Source organism: Pseudonocardia hispaniensis (assembly GCF_042658695.1).
Classification (GTDB): Bacteria; Actinomycetota; Actinomycetes; order Mycobacteriales; family Pseudonocardiaceae; genus Pseudonocardia; species Pseudonocardia hispaniensis.
Genome location: NZ_JBHSQW010000025.1, coordinates 1 through 16,613 on the forward strand (window position 1 = coordinate 1; position 16,613 = coordinate 16,613).

The following is a 16,613-nucleotide window of genomic DNA, read 5'->3' on the forward strand; positions in this document are numbered from 1 at the left end:
CTTACAGGTGCAGACACACACTCCACCGGATGATCAATCAGCGCTCGCCACTACCACAGTCACCACGCCGAGTGACCACGAGGTTTCACAACACTCTCTCAGCCCGGCTTGGGCGGATGGTCCACGAGCTGGGCGAGGTAGAGCTGCTCGCCGAGGCGGTCCATCAGTTCGAGGTTGGTCTCGAGGTAGTCGATGTGGTGTTCCTCGTCGGCCAGGATCTCCTCGAGAAGATTGGCGGTGGTGATGTCGCCCTTGGTGCGGCACAGCTCGATGCCGGGCCGCAGCCGCTCGACGACCTCGAGCTCGATCGCGAGGTCGGCCTCCAGCTGCTCGCGGACGGTCTGGCCGATGCGCAGCTGGAACAGCCTTTGGTAGTTCGGCAGGTCCTCGAGGAACAGGATTCGGTCGGTGATCCTCTCCGCATGCCGCATCTCGTCGATCGACTCGTCCCGAGTGTGCGCCGCGAGCTTGGTGAAGCCCCAGTTGGCCTGCATCTTCGCATGCAGGAAGTACTGGTTGATGGCTGTCAGCTCGCTCGTCAGTTGCTCATTGAGCAGAGCGATGATTTCGGGGTCGCCACGCATGGGGTGAAACGGTAGCGCTGACGCAGCGGACCGGAAACCAAGGATGTCCTGCCTGGATGAAAGGCGGACCTGAGCCGGTCACGTCATGCGGTCAGCGGCAGCCGGGGCAACTCACTCGAACTGGTGGTCGAGGCGAGCAGACACTCGATGCGGTCCACGCAGGTCCCACAGCCGGTGCCGGCGCCGCATCTGTCGCCGACCTCCTCGACGGTGCGGGCGCCGTCGGCGACGCAGGAACGAAGCTCGGCCTCGGGGACCGCCGCACAGATGCACGCGTACATTCGGCCATCCTTCATGATTATTAGGCGAGGCTATGCTGTCATCCGATCGGGGATCACGCAAGAGGGGGTCGACGGACCTAACCTGGTTGCGTGGCTCTCGAGGAGTACCGCCGCAAGCGCGACCCGCGGCGCACACCCGAGCCGATCCCGGTGGACGGCCCTGCCGGCGACGCACCCGACCAGCAGCGATTCGTGATCCAGGAGCATCACGCCAGCCAGCTGCACTGGGACGTCCGGCTCGAACGCGACGGCGTGCTCGCCTCCTGGGCGGTGCCCAAGGGGCTCCCCACCGATCCGGACACGATCCGGCTCGCGGTCAGGACCGAGGACCACCCGCTGGAGTATCTGGAGTTCTCCGGTGAGATCCCGCGGGGCGAGTACGGCGCCGGTCGCATGACCATCTGGGACGCGGGGCGCTACGACACCGAGAAGTGGTCGGACCGGGAGGTCGCGGTCGTCCTGCACGGCGACCGCGCCAGCGGCCGCTACGTGTTCATCCGCAGCGACCGGGAGCGCCGTGACGGGTGGATCCTGCGCCGCTCCGACCCCGTTCCCGGTCATGACCCGCTCCCCCGCGATCTCGCGCCGATGCTGCCCAGTCCCGGTCCGCTCCCGCGGGGCGAGGCCTGGTGGTTGCAGATCGGCTTCGGGGGAAGGCGGGTGATCGTCCGGATCGACGGAGGCCGCTCGCGGATCACCGACGCCGAGTGTGCGGAGCTCACCGTCCCGGCGCTGCGCGAGCTCGGCCGGTCACTGGGCGCCACCCAGGTCATGCTCGACGCCGAACTGGTCGGCGACCCGTGGGGACGCGTACGCCTGTGGATCGGCGATCTGGTCCACCTCGACGGCCGCGACTGCACACCGCTGCCCTTCGCCGAGCGCCGCGCGCTGCTGGAGGAGCTGCCGCTGACCGGCCCGCACTGGCGGCTGTCCCCGGTCTACCCGGGCGGTGGCCCGGAGGTCCTCGACGCGGCCGCCGAGCAGAACCTCCCCGAGGTCATCGCCAAGCGGGCGGACTCGCCCTACGTTCCCGGCCGTCGCACCAGCGACTGGGTCGCGGTCGCGACATCGGCGGCCCCGAGGTCGCAGGGGCAGACGAGCCGGGCGGCGCGCGCGAGCGAGACGGGCCACCGCATCGGACGGGCCCGGCTGACCAACCCGGCCAAGGTGCTCTACCCCCTCACCGGCACCACGAAGGCGGACGTGCTGGCCTACTACCGCGCCGTGGGCGAGGTGATGGTGCGGCATCTGCGCGGGCGGCCGGTGACGATGGTCCGCTGGCCGGACGGCGTGGAGAAGCCGTCGTTCTTCGAGAAGGACGTCTCCCGGCACGCCCCACAGTGGATCCGCACCGTCCGTGTCGGCACCCCCGGTGGCCGTTCCGAGAACGCCGACTTCCCGCTGATCGAGGACGTCGAGGGCCTGGCCTGGGCCGCCAACCTCGCGGCGCTGGAACTGCACGTCCCACAGTGGAGGGTCGGCCCGCGCGGTGGGCGGCAGACACCGGACCTGGTCGTCTTCGATCTCGACCCGGGCGAGGGCGCCACGGTCGTCGACTGCTGCCGGGTGGCCGAACACCTCGCCGCGGCGCTCGACGAGCACGGCCTCGTCGCCTATCCGCGCACGAGCGGCGGCAAGGGCCTGCAGCTGTACCTGCCGGTGACGGTGTCTCGCGCGGAGCGAACCTCGGAGTTCGCGCGGGCCATCGCCGAGCGGCTGGCCCGGGACTGGCCCCAGAAGGTGATCGCGGTGATGGCCAAGGCCCGCCGCCGCGGCAAGGTCTTCATCGACTGGAGCCAGAACAACCCGGCCAAGACCACCATCGCCAGCTACTCGCTGCGGGGGCGCGCCCGCCCGACCGTCGCGACCCCGGTTACCTGGGCCGAGGTGGGCGCCTGCCGCACGCCGGACGATCTGGTCTTCACGCTCGAGGACCTGCCGCACCGCCTCGCCGAGCACGAGGATCTGCTGGCGCCGCTGCTGTTCACCGACCGGCAGCGTCTCCCCCGCCTGTCCGGTCGCGTTTGATCACCTGGGGGTGCGAGGCTGACCCCGTGGGACTACACCCCTACTTCGAAGGCCCCTACCCGCGTGCCTACGCCCACCGCGGCTGGCATATCGACGAGCTGACCGGCTGTGAGAACACTCTGGCCGCGTTCCGCCGGGCCGTCGCGGAGGGATTCTCCTACCTCGAGCTCGATGTGCGGGCCAGCGCGGACGGCGTCGCGATGGTCCACCACGACGCCACCCTCGACCGGACCGCGGGTCACCCCGGCGTCCTGGAGCAGATGGCCGCCGCCGACCTCAGGAAGGTCCGGGTGGCGGGGCGCGAGCCGATCCCCTGCCTGGAGGAGGTCCTCACCGAACTGCCCGAGGTCCGGGTGACGATCGAGCTCAAGTCCGCTGCGGTCGTGCTGCCCACCCTTCGGGTACTCCACCGAACCGACTCCTGGCACCGGGTGTGCCTGGGCTCGTTCACCGAACGCTGGCTGCAGCAGGCGCGTGCGGTGGCGGGCGAGCGGCTGCTGACCTCGATGGCCCAGTCGTCCGTGGTCGGGCTGCGCGGGCGGGCCTGGCTGACGGCGCTACCGACACCGCTGCGTTCGCTGTCCCTGCTGCCGCTGCTGCCTCCGGTGCTCGGCGGGCTGGCCCAGCTGCCGCGCCGGTTCAGCGGCCTCACCGTCGTCGACGCCGCGCTGCTGCGGATGGCCCACGAGTCGGACCGCGAGGTGCACGTGTGGACCGTCGACGAGCCGCAGGAGATGGCGGAGCTGCTCGACCTGGGGGTCGACGGGCTGCTGTCCGACCGTCCCGACCTGCTGCGCACGGTGCTGCAGGACCGTGGAGAGTGGTCATGAGCCGGGTCGGGGAATGACTGTGACGGGCGCCGTCTCCGCCCCCACACTCGGGCCATGAGCACCTTCGCCGCACGGCCCGACGACCCTCCGGGCGCCACCCACCCGCGGATCACCCGTGGCCGGGTGGTGGCCTGGGGTTTCTGGGACTGGGGCTCCGCCGCGTTCAACGCGGTCGTCCTCACGTTCGTCTTCTCGGTCTATCTCACCAAGTCGGTCGGCGCGGACCTTCCCGGCGAGATCAGCGCCAACAGTTGGCTGGCCTGGTCGCTGGGCGTCGCCGGGTTCTTCATCGCCGTGCTCGCGCCGGTGACCGGGCAGCGCGCCGATGCCGCGGGCCGGCGCCGCATCTCGGTCGCGGTCTGGACCGCCCTTACGGTCGCGACGATGGCGGGGCTGTTCTTCGTCCGCGACGACTACCACTACCTGTGGCTGGGGCTGGTCCTGCTCGGGCTCGGCTCGATCTTCTTCGAACTCGCCGAGGTGTCCTACAACGCGGTGCTCAAGCAGATCTCCACGCCCGAGACGATCGGCCGCGTCTCCGGTTTCGGCTGGGCAATGGGCTACCTCGGCGGGATCGTCCTGCTGCTGGTGGCCTACGCCGGGTTCATCGCCGGCGAGGGTGAAACACGGGGGTTCCTCGGGGTCCCGACCGGCGACGGCCTGAACATCCGGCTGATCGCGCTGTTCGCCGCGGTGTGGTTCGCACTGTTTGCGCTGCCTCTGCTGCTGCGGATGCCCGAACCACCGCCGACCCCGGATCTGCGCGCCCGGCGGGGTTTTTTCCAGTCGTACCGCACGCTGTTCGCCGACCTGCGGGACCTGTGGCGGCGCAGCCCACACACCCTGTACTTCCTTGGCGCGAGCGCGTTGTTTCGCGACGGGTTGGCCGCGGTGTTCACCTTCGGCGCCGTGCTCGCGGTCACCGTGTACGAGATCAACGAGGCCGACGTGCTCGTCTTCGGCATCGCCGCCAACGTCGTCGCCGCGCTGGGGGCGGTCACCGCGGGCCGGATCGACGACCGGGTGGGGCCCAAGGCGGTGATCGTCGGCTCGCTGACCGGCATGCTCGGCTGCGGTGTCGCCCTGCTGTTCCTGGCCGGCCCGACCGTGTTCTGGATCTTCGGGCTGGGCTTGAGCCTGTTCGTGGGTCCCGCGCAGTCGTCGTCACGGACCTTCCTCGCCCGGCTCGCCCCGCCCGGCCATGAGGGGCAACTGTTCGGGCTCTACGCGACGACCGGGCGCGCCGTCTCGTTCCTGGCCCCCATGCTCGTCGGGGTGTTCACGTATGCCTTCGGCGCCGACCGCGCCGGGATCCTCGGGATCCTGCTGGTCCTGCTCGCCGGATTGGTCGCGCTGCTGCCGGTGCGGTCACCGGCCCGTCCGGCGGTCGCCGGGCCGGGGATGACGCACGGTCGGTAACCCCGGGCGGGCGAGCCGGTGAATTCCGGCGGCATTGACCGTGGGGTAAGTCACAAGTGGCTGACACGTCACAACCGCGTGTGTCAGGGCGGCGGATGGGGAACACTCCTGGCCTGGGCGTTCCACCGCCAGTCCCGGCCGGGTCGGCCAACACCTGGTGTGGACCCCACCGCCGGGAATAAGCGTCTGTGCAGCAGACGTTACACCCTCGGCAGACAGTTGACCGTCGAGGGAGGCTCCCTCGGCTCTCTCAACGGGAGGATGACGCATGGCCGACCGCGTGCTCCGTGGCAGCCGGCTCGGGGCCGTCAGCTACGAGACCGACCGTAACCACGACCTCGCACCGCGGCAGCTCGTCCGCTATGTGTCCCCGAACGGTTACGAGTTCGAGGTGCCTTTCGCGACCGACGCCGAGCCGCCCGCCACCTGGGAGTCCCCGCAGGGCGGGATCGGCAGGCGGGTCGACGGTGTCGCGCCCGAGCCGAAGAAGACCAAGCCGCCGCGCACTCACTGGGACATGCTCCTGGAGCGCCGCACGGTGAGCGAGCTCGAGGAACTGCTCACCGAGCGGCTCGAGCTGCTGCGCGAGCGTCGCGCGGAGATCGCCTGAACCCGTCGCTGACCGGGTCGGTGTGACGCTGGGCCGGGGTGACGCAGGGCGAATCGGCGACCGAAGCCGGGCCACCTCCCGTGGGGCCCGGCTTCGTCGTGTCCGGGCCGGTCAGCTCGACGCCTGGCCCTCGGTAACCGCGTCGCGTCGATGGATCCGATGTGTCAGGCCCCAGCAGGTGACCCGCCACAACGCCTCCGCCACGACCCCCGCACTCATCTTCGATGATCCGCGCTGGCGTTCGGTGAAGGTGATCGGTACCTCACGCACCCGGAACCCGGCTCGGGTGGCGCGCCACGCGACGTCGATCTGGAAGCAGTAGCCCTGGGAGGCGACCTCGTCGAGGTCGAGCTCGGCGAGGACCTGGCGGCGGAAGGCTCGGTATCCGGCGGTGATGTCCCGGATCGGCACACCGAGCGCGAGCCGGGCGTACAGGTTCGCGCCGCGGGAGAACCACTCGCGGTACAGCGGCCAGTTCTGCACCTGCCCGCCGTCGACGTAGCGGGAGCCGAGCACGAGATCGGCCTCGTCGAGGGCGGCGAGCAGCGCCGGAAGGTCCTCGGGTGCATGTGAGCCGTCGGCGTCCATCTCGACGACGACCTGGTACTCGCCCTGCAGCGCGACCGCGAACCCGGCGAGGTAGGCGGTGCCCAGGCCGGCCTTCCCGGCGCGGTGCAGTACCCGGATCCGCGGGTCCGCCGCGGCCAGCTCATCGGCCAGCTCGCCGGTGCCGTCGGGACTGGCGTCGTCCACGACCAGGACCTCGGCCGTCGGCACCACGGCATGCAGCCGTCGCATCAGCGGACCCAGGTTGTCCCGCTCGTTGTAGGTCGGGATCACCACCAGAACCGGCCCCGCGGGCTCAGCCATCGTCGTCCTCTCCTGACCGGGTGCCCTCCGGGGCTGCACCGGAACTCGCACGGGAGCGCCGGGTCGCGACCACCGCGACGCCGACCGCCATCACGCCCAATGCGCTCAGCACCCACTCGGGCACCGACCGCAACCGGGTTGCCAGCGTAGTCGTGGTCCGCAATGCGGTCTGATCGACCAGGGTTGCGGGAGCGAACTGCGGGGTTTGCGCGGTCACGGTGCCGTCCGGGGTGATCGTGGCGCTCACCCCGCTGGTGGTCGCGACGACGACCGGCCGATCGTGCTCCACGGCCCGGACTCGCGCCATCGCCAGCTGTTGGTAGGTCATCTCACTGAGGCCGAACGTCGCGTTGTTGCTCGGCACGGCGAGCACGCTCGCCCCGGCGGCGACGCTCTCGGTCACCAGGTCGTCGAAGGCGATCTCCCAGCAGATGGCGACGCCCACCGGAACACCGGCCATCGAGACCACACCCGGGCCCGGGCCGGGGACGAAGTACCCGGCCCGGTCGACGTAGCTGGAGAAGAGCCGGAAGAACGACCGCCACGGAATGTACTCGCCGAACGGCTGGACCTGCCGCTTGTCGTTGCGCTCGACCGGACCGATGCCGGGCTCCCAGACCAGTGCCGAGTTGCTCGTCGTCTGGCCGTCCGGGTTGCGCAGCACGGTGCCGACCAGGATCGGCACCCCGATCGCGCGGGCGGCCCGGTCGATCCGCTCCGCCGCGTCGGCGTTGCGCAGCGGATCGATGTCCGAGGAGTTCTCGGGCCAGATCACGAGGTCCGGCCTCGGTTCGCGTCCCGCCGCGACATCCGCGGCGAGCTGCTCGGTGACGCGGACGTGGTTGTCGAGCACGGCGCGGCGCTGGGCGTTGAAGTCCAGGCCGAGGCGGGGCACGTTGCCCTGCACCGCGGCGATCGTGACGGTCCGCCCGGGCGCGCCGAGGGTGGCCGGGACCAGGCCGGCCACCGGCCCCGCGACCAGCGCCACGGCGAGCAGCAACGCCGGTAGCGCGGCGCGCCGTCGGGGGCCGGCGCGGACGAGCCGGCGCAGCGTCTCGGCGAGTGCGAGCCCGGCGAGCGCCGTGACGAACGACAGCAGCGGCACCCCGCCCACCGCGACGACCGGCAGCAGCGGGCCGTCGGGCTGGCCGAAGCCGACCCGGCCCCACGGCAGCCCGCCGAACGGCACCCGGCCTCGTAGGGCCTCTCCCGCGACCCAGACCGCCGCCGCCCACACCGGGGCCCCCGGCAGCCGCGACACCAGCGCCATCCCGGCGGCTGCCGCACCGAGGAACAGCGCCTCGAACGCGACGAGCACCAGCCAGGGCAGCGGCCCGACGTAGGTCCCGGTCCAGACCAGCAGCGGGCCGAGGAACGCGGCACCGAAGGCGAATCCGTAGCCGAACCCGGCGCGGGCCCGCCGTCCCCGCAGCACCGCGCCGAGCAGCGCGAACGCGACCGGCGCGAGCCACCACATCGTGCGCGGCGGAAAGCTCGCGTACAGCAGCGCGCCCGCGCCCACGGCGGCGAGGAGCCGCACGCCCCAGGCCCGTTGGCCCCGTCCCCGCGGCGGCGCGGGCGGTTCCGGTGCCGACGCGGGTTGGACGGTGGGTGGGGCGGCCACGCACCGAGCCTACGGCGCGGCGCTCACGGGCTCGCCGCCCCACTGGACCGCCGCACCCGTGGCCGGCCCGGCATCGCCGAGCGAGTCGAGAACGCCCGGTGGGCCGCACCGGACGAACCATTCCTGGCCGTACGCGGCGCCGAACCGGTCGGTCGGCACCTGGTCGGCGCCGACCTGGCTGGCGTGCGCGGTGATCGCGGCGTGCTTGATCGCCAGGTGCTTCGCGCTCCCGGTGACCGTGAGGGTGATCTCGCCCGGCACCCGGCCGAACCCGACCTGCGCCGCGCCCGCCGCGTGCTGCACGAGGTGGTCGCCGGGGGCGCTCGCGTGCAGATGCTCGCGGTCGACGGTGATCCGGTAGCTCGTCGCACCGGTCAACTCGGCGGTGATGGCGCCGATGTGGTGTGCGGCCCGGTGGTCGGGATGGGCGTAGATGCCCTGCTCGTCGTCGTAGAGCAGGGTGGCGGCACCCTCGGCGTCGGCGAGGTCGGCGAGCCTGCTGGCCAGGACCAGCGGGTCGGCGCCCGCCAGCGCCCTGGCGTGGGTGCCGCTCGCCCAGCCGGGGAGCCCGGAGTCGCGACGGCCGAGCAGGACCAGCCGCTCGACTCCCAGCAGCGCGGCGGATCGTTCCAGCTCGAGGATCCGCCGCCGCGCGATGCTCTCCCCCGGTGCGAGCGGGATGCGTGATCGGCCGAGGTCCCCGGCGGTGGCCACGACGAGGACGACCCGGATGCCGGCGTCGGCGAGGCGGCGCAACGTGATCCCGGTGAAGATCGCCTCGTCGTCGGGGTGGGCGTGCAGGGCGAGGACGGTGTGACCGCGTAGCGCGGGTGCGTCGAACATCGAAGGTGATCGCAGACTGTGAATGCCGCGACGGCGGCAGGGGGGACGGTTCCGGGGTCAGCTGGAGCTGCGACAGCTCGGACAGCAGCCCGGACAGCGGCGTCCCACGAGCGGGCGGCGGCCGGTCCGGTCGATCACGGCGCCCAGCATGCCATAGTCACGGGTCGACGCACAGCGGGCTTGGCCTGCCGTCAGCGATCGTGGGGAGCGGGAACCGCGCCTCCCTCGGCCGCGGCTGCCCGAATGGTGATCACATCGTCGGAGCCCTACCGGTCGATCGCCATCGCGTCGAACAGGACCCGGCCGCGCTGCACCGTCCGCAAGCAGGCCGGCGACCCCGGATCCCCGTCCAGCGGGCCCGCCCCGTCCCAGAGGGCGTAGCTGGCCGGCCCGCCCGGTACCAGCCGGCCGGCCAGCGGGTCGGCGCAGCGGGCCGCGTGGTAGCCACCCGTCGTGTGCGCGGCCAGGGCGACCGATGCCGGCACCGACGACGGCGCGATGCTGTGCGCGACGGCCGCCCGCACGGCGCCCCACGGGTCGACCGGGGTGACCGGCGCGTCGGAGCCGAAGGCCAGGGCGACGCCCGTGGAGTGCAGCAGCGCGAAGGGGTTCATCGCCACCGCCCGCTCGGCGCCGAGGCGGGTCGCGTACAACCCGGCCGGACCGCCCCAGGCGGCGTCGAACGCCGGTTGCACACTCGCGACCACGCCCAGTTCGGCGAGGGTGCGGGCCTGTGCCTCGTCGACCATCTCCAGATGTTCCAGCCGGTGCCGGGCGGCTCGCACGGCCTCGATCGAGCTGGTGCGGGCGGCCTCGACGAGCGAGGCCAGTACCACCTCGGCCGCGGCGTCACCGATGACGTGGAAGCCGGCCTGCACCCCGGCCGCCGAGCAGGCCGCCAGGTGTTCGGCGATCCGGTCGGCGCCCAGGTACCGGTTGCCGGTGCAGTCCGGGGCGTCCGCGTACGGCTGCCGCACCGCCGCGGTGCGCGAGCCGAGGGAGCCGTCGACGAACAGGTCGCCGGCCAGCCCGTGCGCCCCGGTCGCGGCGAGCAGGGCCCGCGCGTCCGACGCCGTCCCGACCGCTTCGCCCCAATAGCCGACGACCTCGACGCCGGTGTCGAGGGCCAGTAGCTCGGCGAGGTCGTCGCGGCCGGAGATGTCGGGACCGGCGCATTCGTGCACCACACCGACCCCGCGGCGGGCGGCGGCCGCAAGGAATGCGCGCTGGGCGCGGCCGCGCTGTGCGGAGTCGATCGCGGCCAGGGCCGCGCGGCGCGCATGATGGTGCGCGTCCGCGGACAGCGGCCCGTCGCTCGACCAGCCCGCGGCGCCGACCGCGGCGGGGGCGCGATCGAGCAGCGCCGAGGAGACGAGCGCGGAGTGCACATCGATCCGGGAGAGGTACACCGGACGGCCGCCCGATGCCCGGTCCAGGGCCGCCCGGGTCGGCGGGCTCGCCGGTGACCAGCGGTCCTGTTCCCAGCCGTGGCCCCACAGCACGGCCCCCGGGCGCGTGCTGGCGTGAGCGGCGACGGCGGCCAGACATTCGTCGGGGGTGCGGCAGCCGGTGAGGTCGATGCCGTCGACGAGCAGGCCCGCCGCCGTCGCGTGCACATGCGCGTCGACGAACGCCGGGGTGACGACGGCGCCGTCGAGGTCCAGGACGAGCGCGTCCGTGGCGCGTTCGCGGGCGGCGGCCGCGGACCCGGTCCAGCTGATCCGCTCGCCGTCGATCTCCAGCGCGGTGGTGTTCGGCGCGATACCCGGATCGAGAACCCGGACACCGCGGATCAGGGTGCGGGTCATCGCCCGGTCCACCCGATCAGTACGGGCGGCGGGGCATCAGCACCCACAGCACCAGGTAGATCACGAACTGCGGTCCGGGCAGCAGGCAGGACAGCAGGAACAGCAGCCGGACCAGGTTCGGGTTCCACCCGAAGCGTTCCGCGAGGCCGGCGCAGACACCGGCGATGACCGTCCCGTGCCGTGGCCGGGTGAGCGTTGTTGCCACTGCGTGCTCCTTTCGTCGGCGGCGAGCCTCCCCGCCGACCTCAGCGTGCGCCGGATCCGCGGGCCCTGCCTCGGGGACGGTCCGGAGACCGACCCCGAGATTCCCCCGATCCATCGGACGGACGATCAGCGTTGCACACGGTGATGTCCGGCTGCTCCGCCTGGTGGAGTCGAGGGTAGTTGTCCACAGGCTCGGTGAATGACCTGGTCAGCGGCCCTGAGACCGGTCTAGCGTCTGTGATCATGCCGCGTCGCCGTCACGTTTTCGCCGCATTCCTCGCCCCTGTCGTGGCTGCCGTCGTGGCCGCGCTGGGGCTCACGGGGGCCGCCGCGGCGAAGCCCGGCGTGAGTCCCCGGCCCGCCGCCGTCGTCGCGCTCGGCGACAGCGCGGCGTCCGGTGAAGGCGCAGGCGGCTACCTGCCCGGGACCCGTGGCGAGGGCGGTGACTGGTGTCACCGCTCGGCGGCCGCCTACGTCCAGCACACCGGCCTGGCCGCGACGCCGGTCAACCTGGCCTGCTCGGGGGCGAACGCCGCCGCCGTCCGGTTCGGGACCGGCACCCACTACACCGAGGGCTCGCAGGCCGCGCAGCTCGCCGACGTCGCCCGCCGGTACCGGGTGACGGCCGTGACGTTGCAGGTCGGGGCGAACGACGACCCGGCGCTCACCGCCACCGGCATCGCCTGTATCCGCACGTTCCTCGACCCGACCATCGGCCCGTGTCGCGACACGATCGGGCCGCACTGGCAGCAGCGGCTCGCGGCGATGGCGCCGAAGGTCGAGGCTGCGGTCGGTGACGTGCGCGCGGCCATGCGGCACGCGGGCTACCCCGACGACTCCTATGCGTTCGTGCTGCTCTCCTACGCCTCACCGGTCACCGAGCGGATGGGCCCGCTGCACGGGGTCCAGGGCTGCCCGTACAGCCGGGCGGACGCCGAGTGGGGCCGGACCGTGGCGTTTGCGCAGCTGTCGCAGGCACTGGCCGGGGTCGCCGAGCGCACCGGTGTGCGGTTCCTGGACCTGTCGCGGGCCACCGAGGGCCGGGAGGCCTGCAGCCACCCCGACCCGGCCGACGAATGGCAGCGCCGGATCACCGTCGACCCGCAGGCACTGGTCCACGGCCGGCTCGACGCGGTCGGACTGCACCTGTTCCAGGAGTCGTTCCATCCGAACGCCGCGGGCCACTCCCAGATCGGCGGCTGCCTCGGCGAGTTCGTCGGCACCGGCGCCGGGACCGGCGCCTGCCAGGTGGGTGCGGACGGCAACCTGCATGCCCACCTCCCGGCCCTCGCCCCCGCCGCCCACTGACGGGACCCCGCCGGTCAGAGCACGATCAGGTCCCGCGGGCGCTGGTTGAGACGTTCGCAGCCGCTGTCGGTGACCACGACGATGTCTTCGATCCGCGCGCCCCACCGGCCGTCGAGATAGATGCCCGGCTCCACGCTGAACGCCATGCCCGGCTCCAGCGCCACGGCGTTGCCGGCGACGATGTAGGGCTCCTCATGCACGTCGAGTCCGATTCCATGCCCGGTACGGTGCAGGAACTCGGCGCCGAACCCGGCGGCGGTGATCGGTCCCCGGGCCGCGGCGTCGACGTCCTGGGCGTCGATGCCGGGCCGAACGGCGCGCACCGCGCGCTCCTGCGCCTCCTGCAGCACGGCGTAGACGTCGCGGATCTCGGCGGACGGCTCGGCGCCGACCGCGTAGGTACGGGTGCAGTCGGAGTGGTAGCCGCCCGGCAGCGGGCCACCGATGTCGACGACGACGATGTCGCCGCGCTCGATGATCCGTTCCGACACGTCGTGGTGCGGACTGGCCCCGTTGGGTCCCGAACCGACGATGACGAACGCGGCGCCGGTGTGTCCCTCCTCGACGATCGCCGCGGCGATCGCGGCCCCGGCCTGCGCCTCGGTGCGTCCCACCCGGAGGAACTCGCCCATCCGCGCGTGCACCCGGTCGATCGCCGCCCCCGCCGCGCGCAGCTGCTCGATCTCGGCGGCGTCCTTGCGGATCCGCAGCTCGCGGATCACCGCGCCGGCGAGGTGCTGCGTCGCCCCGGGGAGCGCGTCGCGCAGCCCGAACACGTGCCGCGCGGGCATCGAGTCGGCCACCCCCACCCGCATCGGGCCCCCGGCCAGGTCGCTGACCAGCAGATACGGGTCCTCGTCGTCGGTCCAGGTGACGACCTCGACATCCAGTTCGGTGAGCGGAAGTCCCGCGAGTCCGGGGGCCTCCAGCCGCGGGATGACGAGCGCGGGCGGGGCGCGGTGGCCGGCCGCCGGAACCAGCAGGCAGGTGAGTCGCTCGTGTGACTCTCCGCCGGCGCCGAGCAGGTAGCGCAGATCGGTGCCCGGCGTGATCAGCAGCAGATCGATGTCCTGCGCGGCGGCGACCTCGCCGGCCCGGCGCAGCCGGTCAGCGAACAGCGTCGTGGGGGCGGCCGAAGTCATATCGGCAGACTATTCACCCGGGACGCGGCGGATGTCACCACCCGCAGCGCCCGGGACTGGCAAGCTGTGCTGCTGTGACCCCGTCGCTGATGCTCCTCGACGCCGCGAGCTTGTACTTCCGGGCCTTCTACGGCGTGCCCGAGTCGGTGACGGCACCCGACGGCACCCCGGTCAACGCCGTACGCGGCTTCTGCGACATGGTCGCCCGGCTGGTCGGCGAGCGACGGCCGACCCGGCTGGTGGCGTGCCTTGACCTCGAATGGCGTCCCGCGTTCCGGGTGGCGGCGCTGCCGTCCTACAAGGCGCATCGGGTGGTGGGTGGGGACCGCGGGACCGCCCCGGCCGGGATCCCGGAGCAGGTGCCCGACGCCCTCGCCCCGCAGGTGCCGGTGCTGCTGGAGGTGCTGGCGGCCGCCGGAATCGCCACCGGTGGGGCGGAGGGATTCGAGGCGGACGACGTCATCGGCACTCTGGTCGCGGCCGAGCGGTCCGATCCGGTGCAGGTCGTCAGCGGCGATCGCGATCTCATGCAGGTCGTCCGTGACCGGCCCTCGCCCGTGCGGCTCGTCTACGTCGGTCGCGGCCTGGCCAAGGCGGAGACCCTCGGCCCCGCGGAGGTCGCGGCGAAGTACGGCGTTCCGGTTGGCCGGGCGGGCGAGGCGTACGCGGAGCTCGCGATGTTGCGCGGAGATCCCTCCGACGGCCTGCCCGGTGTCCCGGGGGTGGGCGCGAAAACCGCGGCCACCGTGGTGAGCCGGTTCGCCTCGTGGCAGGAGCTGCGGGTCGCCGTGGCCGACCGGTCCGACCCGAGATTGAGCGCGGGCGTCCGGACGAAACTGGCCGCCGCGGCGCCGTACCTGGCCGTCGTCGAGCCGGTGGTGCGGGTCGCGCTCGATGCGCCGGTGAAGCTGGACCGCCCCGATGCGCTACCGGCCGCGCCCGCCGACCCCGAGCGGCTGACGGCGCTGGCCCAGCGCTGGGGGCTGGGTGGTTCGGTGGATCGGCTGGTCGCGGCCCTTGCCGCCGGCGGCCGGTCCTGAGCCCAGCCGCCGGCACCTCAGCGTGTCGTGGAGGGTTGCGATGAAGGGAGGGGCGTGAAGGAACGGGACGCGGTGGCCGTCGCCGACTGGTTCGCACCGGAGAGTCCTGGCGGCCTGGTGCACGCTCACATCGTGCAGACCGGGATCGGGCGCTGCCGGGTGGACCGGTGGCCGGGGCCGAGCACCGTGCTCGCCGAGCTGCCGGGCGGCAACGTCGCGGCCCGCGGTGAGCCTCGGGTGGTCGCGGACCTGGCCGGTTTCGTCCAGGCGGAGCCGGAGTGGCTGCCCGTGCTGCGCGAGGTCGACCCGGACACGGCGGTGTGGCCTCGCCTCGTCGCGGTGCTGCCCGACCCGGTTGACCTACCGGCCCCGGCGCACGCCGTCCGCAGGCTGGGGCCGGACGACGCGGACGCGCTGGCGCGCCTCGATGCGTCGATCGGGTGGGTCTGGGGCACCTGGGGCGGCCCGGCCGGGCTCGCGGCCTCGGGCACCGCCTGGGCGGCGTTCGACGGCCCTCGGCTGGTGTCGCTGGCCTGCTCGTTCTTCCTCGGCCGCGACTACGAGGACATCGGTGTGGTGACCGACCCACACCACCGCGGCCATGGGCTCGCCTCGGCCTGCGCCACCGCGCTCGTCGGGGAGATCCGTGCGCGCGGGCGGCGGCCGACCTGGACGACGAGCCCCGACAACGCCGCCAGCCTCAGCATCTCCGCGCGGCTGGGCTTCGTGCGGGTCCGGGAGGACGCGCTCTACGCGGTGCACACGCCGATCCCCTCGTAACCGGGTTCCGGCGCCGACGCTAGAAGAAGGTGCCGCACCACGGGCGGGGGCCGCCGATGGCGAACAGCGCGTCGGCGCGGGACACGGCCACGGGGTCGCGCACAGTCCACCATCCGCACACGGCCAGGGCCGAGGGCATGCGGTCGCCGAGGTAGGCCGCCGCGAGACCGGCGACGTCGCACTCCAGTTCCGGCTCGGCACAGCTCACGCGCTCGACGGCATCCGGGCCGATGCGGTAGACGCCGCTGTTCTCCGGCAGCACGGTATCGCTCACCCCGAGCAGGACCGGTTCGGCCGCGCCCCAGCTTCGCGCGGCGAGCGCGGCCGGGACATCGACCAGCCGCAGCCACGTCTCGTCCTCCTGGCCGGTCACCTGGCACTTCCGGGGGTCGGTGAGCAGCAGTTCCAGGGGCTCATCGAGCGGCCGCAACCAGCCCTCCACCGTGTCGACCAGGTCGACCGAGAGCAGGAACCGCCACAGCCCGGCGGCCGCGTCGACGGAGCCCGCGTGCAAGTCCTCCACCCGCAGGACGCGGCCGGTGAGCGCGGGCCCTACGCCGTGCGAGAACGCGACGGCGAAGCCGTCGTCGCCGTCCGGGCCGGTGTGCACGCAGGCCACGACGTGCTCGCGCGCGTCGAGGCGGCGCTGCACGAGACCCCACCACCACGCGTCCGGCCGCTCGATCCCACCGGCTCGCCGCAGCGCCAGCCGCCGCTGCAGCGGGGCGAGCACCGGCACGATCTCCGACCGGCCGAGCAGACGCACGCTCCCACCGGCGGGCGCACCGGCCCGCCAGCCCCGGTGCGGCCGCGGCACCCGCACATGCCGGCCCCTGGTGGCGGGCCCGTAGCCGAACCGTTCGTAGATCACGGCCTCGCTGGCGCGCAGCGACGCGAGCGGCTCTGCGGCCCGCGCCGCCGCGCGCAGCTGGGTGTGCATCATCGCGGTCAGGACCCCGCGGCGGGTGTGGTCGGCGCGTACCCCGACCCTGGTCACCGCGGCGGTGGGCAGTGCGGCGCCGCCGGGCACCGCCGTGCGGGTGCGAAACGAGGTGGCGGTGCCGACCAGGGCACCGTCGTGGACGACACCGAACGTGCGGCCGGGACTGTAGGTCGTGGCGGTGTGCTGCCAGTCCTGGTCGTCGAGCGGTCCTCGGTGGATGGTCGCGGCGAACAGGGAGTGCGCGTCACGCAGCTGGTCAGGGCCGAGAGCGACGACCCGATGCGCGGGCAGTCCCATCG

Annotated in this window: 16 protein-coding genes; 7 read left to right on the top strand and 9 right to left on the bottom strand. The window is 73.1% G+C overall.

Translation table 11 applies throughout. The annotated features are described in order from the left end of the window. Window positions 1–98: 98 nt before the first annotated feature. Window positions 99–584 (bottom strand): bacterioferritin, encoded by a 486-nt coding sequence (bfr, locus tag ACFQE5_RS10725; protein ID WP_379584712.1) that lies wholly within the window; start codon window positions 582–584, stop codon window positions 99–101. 83 nt (window positions 585–667) lie between these two features. Further along, on the bottom strand, window positions 668–865 hold the full coding sequence (locus ACFQE5_RS10730) for a (2Fe-2S)-binding protein (RefSeq protein ID WP_379584713.1): 198 nt from the start codon (window positions 863–865) through the stop codon (window positions 668–670). Between the two features lie 90 nt (window positions 866–955). Between ACFQE5_RS10730 and ligD the strand changes: the two genes are divergently transcribed. The 4 genes from ligD to ACFQE5_RS10750 all read left to right on the top strand — a co-directional run bounded on the left by ligD (window position 956) and on the right by ACFQE5_RS10750 (window position 5,752). Beyond that, window positions 956–2,893, top strand: coding sequence for a non-homologous end-joining DNA ligase (gene ligD / locus ACFQE5_RS10735; protein WP_379584714.1), 1,938 nt, complete (start codon window positions 956–958; stop codon window positions 2,891–2,893). A gap of 26 nt (window positions 2,894–2,919) precedes the next feature. Next, a complete protein-coding gene (locus ACFQE5_RS10740) occupies window positions 2,920–3,723 on the top strand; it encodes a glycerophosphodiester phosphodiesterase family protein (protein WP_379584715.1) in 804 nt (267 codons plus the stop codon). A gap of 54 nt (window positions 3,724–3,777) precedes the next feature. Beyond that, complete coding sequence (locus tag ACFQE5_RS10745; protein ID WP_379584716.1) at window positions 3,778–5,142, top strand: MFS transporter; 1,365 nt, start codon at window positions 3,778–3,780, stop codon at window positions 5,140–5,142. Window positions 5,143–5,410: 268 nt separating this feature from the next. Continuing rightward, window positions 5,411–5,752, top strand: a complete 342-nt coding sequence (locus ACFQE5_RS10750) for an RNA polymerase-binding protein RbpA (RefSeq protein WP_379584717.1) — start codon at window positions 5,411–5,413, stop codon at window positions 5,750–5,752. Window positions 5,753–5,863: 111 nt separating this feature from the next. Here the strand turns inward: ACFQE5_RS10750 and ACFQE5_RS10755 are convergent, their stop codons facing one another. The 5 genes from ACFQE5_RS10755 to ACFQE5_RS10775 all read right to left on the bottom strand — a co-directional run bounded on the left by ACFQE5_RS10755 (window position 5,864) and on the right by ACFQE5_RS10775 (window position 11,102). Further along, the gene (locus tag ACFQE5_RS10755) at window positions 5,864–6,622 is read right to left on the bottom strand and encodes a polyprenol monophosphomannose synthase (protein ID WP_379584718.1); all 759 of its coding nucleotides are present in this window, start codon (window positions 6,620–6,622) and stop codon (window positions 5,864–5,866) included. Then, the gene (gene lnt / locus ACFQE5_RS10760; RefSeq protein WP_379584719.1) at window positions 6,615–8,246 is read right to left on the bottom strand and encodes an apolipoprotein N-acyltransferase; all 1,632 of its coding nucleotides are present in this window, start codon (window positions 8,244–8,246) and stop codon (window positions 6,615–6,617) included. Before lnt ends, ACFQE5_RS10755 begins: the two co-directional genes overlap by 8 nt. 9 nt (window positions 8,247–8,255) lie before the next feature. Then, window positions 8,256–9,089, bottom strand: coding sequence for a PIG-L deacetylase family protein (locus ACFQE5_RS10765; RefSeq protein ID WP_379584720.1), 834 nt, complete (start codon window positions 9,087–9,089; stop codon window positions 8,256–8,258). 266 nt (window positions 9,090–9,355) lie between these two features. Continuing rightward, window positions 9,356–10,897: an amidohydrolase gene (locus ACFQE5_RS10770; protein WP_379584721.1), complete on the bottom strand. Its 1,542-nt coding sequence runs from the start codon at window positions 10,895–10,897 to the stop codon at window positions 9,356–9,358. Between the two features lie 16 nt (window positions 10,898–10,913). Then, on the bottom strand, window positions 10,914–11,102 hold the full coding sequence (locus ACFQE5_RS10775; protein ID WP_379584722.1) for a PspC domain-containing protein: 189 nt from the start codon (window positions 11,100–11,102) through the stop codon (window positions 10,914–10,916). Between the two features lie 242 nt (window positions 11,103–11,344). On the opposite strand from ACFQE5_RS10775, the gene ACFQE5_RS10780 reads away from it, so the two are divergent. Further along, window positions 11,345–12,409, top strand: coding sequence for a GDSL-type esterase/lipase family protein (locus tag ACFQE5_RS10780; RefSeq protein ID WP_379584723.1), 1,065 nt, complete (start codon window positions 11,345–11,347; stop codon window positions 12,407–12,409). 14 nt (window positions 12,410–12,423) lie between these two features. Here the strand turns inward: ACFQE5_RS10780 and ACFQE5_RS10785 are convergent, their stop codons facing one another. Further along, on the bottom strand, window positions 12,424–13,551 hold the full coding sequence (locus tag ACFQE5_RS10785) for a M24 family metallopeptidase (protein ID WP_379584724.1): 1,128 nt from the start codon (window positions 13,549–13,551) through the stop codon (window positions 12,424–12,426). Between the two features lie 89 nt (window positions 13,552–13,640). Between ACFQE5_RS10785 and ACFQE5_RS10790 the strand changes: the two genes are divergently transcribed. Both ACFQE5_RS10790 and ACFQE5_RS10795 read left to right on the top strand, forming a co-directional pair. Then, entirely contained in the window at window positions 13,641–14,591 is a 951-nt protein-coding gene (locus tag ACFQE5_RS10790; protein WP_379585052.1) for a 5'-3' exonuclease, read from the top strand. Between the two features lie 54 nt (window positions 14,592–14,645). Further along, the gene (locus ACFQE5_RS10795; RefSeq protein WP_379584725.1) at window positions 14,646–15,371 is read left to right on the top strand and encodes a GNAT family N-acetyltransferase; all 726 of its coding nucleotides are present in this window, start codon (window positions 14,646–14,648) and stop codon (window positions 15,369–15,371) included. Window positions 15,372–15,390: 19 nt separating this feature from the next. Here the strand turns inward: ACFQE5_RS10795 and ACFQE5_RS10800 are convergent, their stop codons facing one another. After that, window positions 15,391–16,611, bottom strand: a complete 1,221-nt coding sequence (locus tag ACFQE5_RS10800; RefSeq protein ID WP_379584726.1) for a GNAT family N-acetyltransferase — start codon at window positions 16,609–16,611, stop codon at window positions 15,391–15,393. Between the last annotated feature and the right edge of the window lie 2 nt (window positions 16,612–16,613).

Coding starts and splice junctions, on each gene's coding strand:
- ACFQE5_RS10785 (WP_379584724.1), bottom strand. CDS start 13,551: ATGACTTCGGCCGCCCCCACGACGCTGTTCGCTGACCGGCTGCGCCGG.
- ACFQE5_RS10780 (WP_379584723.1), top strand. CDS start 11,345: ATGCCGCGTCGCCGTCACGTTTTCGCCGCATTCCTCGCCCCTGTCGTG.
- ACFQE5_RS10730 (WP_379584713.1), bottom strand. CDS start 865: ATGTACGCGTGCATCTGTGCGGCGGTCCCCGAGGCCGAGCTTCGTTCC.
- ACFQE5_RS10790 (WP_379585052.1), top strand. CDS start 13,641: ATGCTCCTCGACGCCGCGAGCTTGTACTTCCGGGCCTTCTACGGCGTG.
- ACFQE5_RS10750 (WP_379584717.1), top strand. CDS start 5,411: ATGGCCGACCGCGTGCTCCGTGGCAGCCGGCTCGGGGCCGTCAGCTAC.
- ACFQE5_RS10745 (WP_379584716.1), top strand. CDS start 3,778: ATGAGCACCTTCGCCGCACGGCCCGACGACCCTCCGGGCGCCACCCAC.
- ACFQE5_RS10800 (WP_379584726.1), bottom strand. CDS start 16,611: ATGGGACTGCCCGCGCATCGGGTCGTCGCTCTCGGCCCTGACCAGCTG.
- ACFQE5_RS10765 (WP_379584720.1), bottom strand. CDS start 9,089: ATGTTCGACGCACCCGCGCTACGCGGTCACACCGTCCTCGCCCTGCAC.
- bfr (WP_379584712.1), bottom strand. CDS start 584: ATGCGTGGCGACCCCGAAATCATCGCTCTGCTCAATGAGCAACTGACG.
- ACFQE5_RS10755 (WP_379584718.1), bottom strand. CDS start 6,622: ATGGCTGAGCCCGCGGGGCCGGTTCTGGTGGTGATCCCGACCTACAAC.
- ACFQE5_RS10770 (WP_379584721.1), bottom strand. CDS start 10,897: ATGACCCGCACCCTGATCCGCGGTGTCCGGGTTCTCGATCCGGGTATC.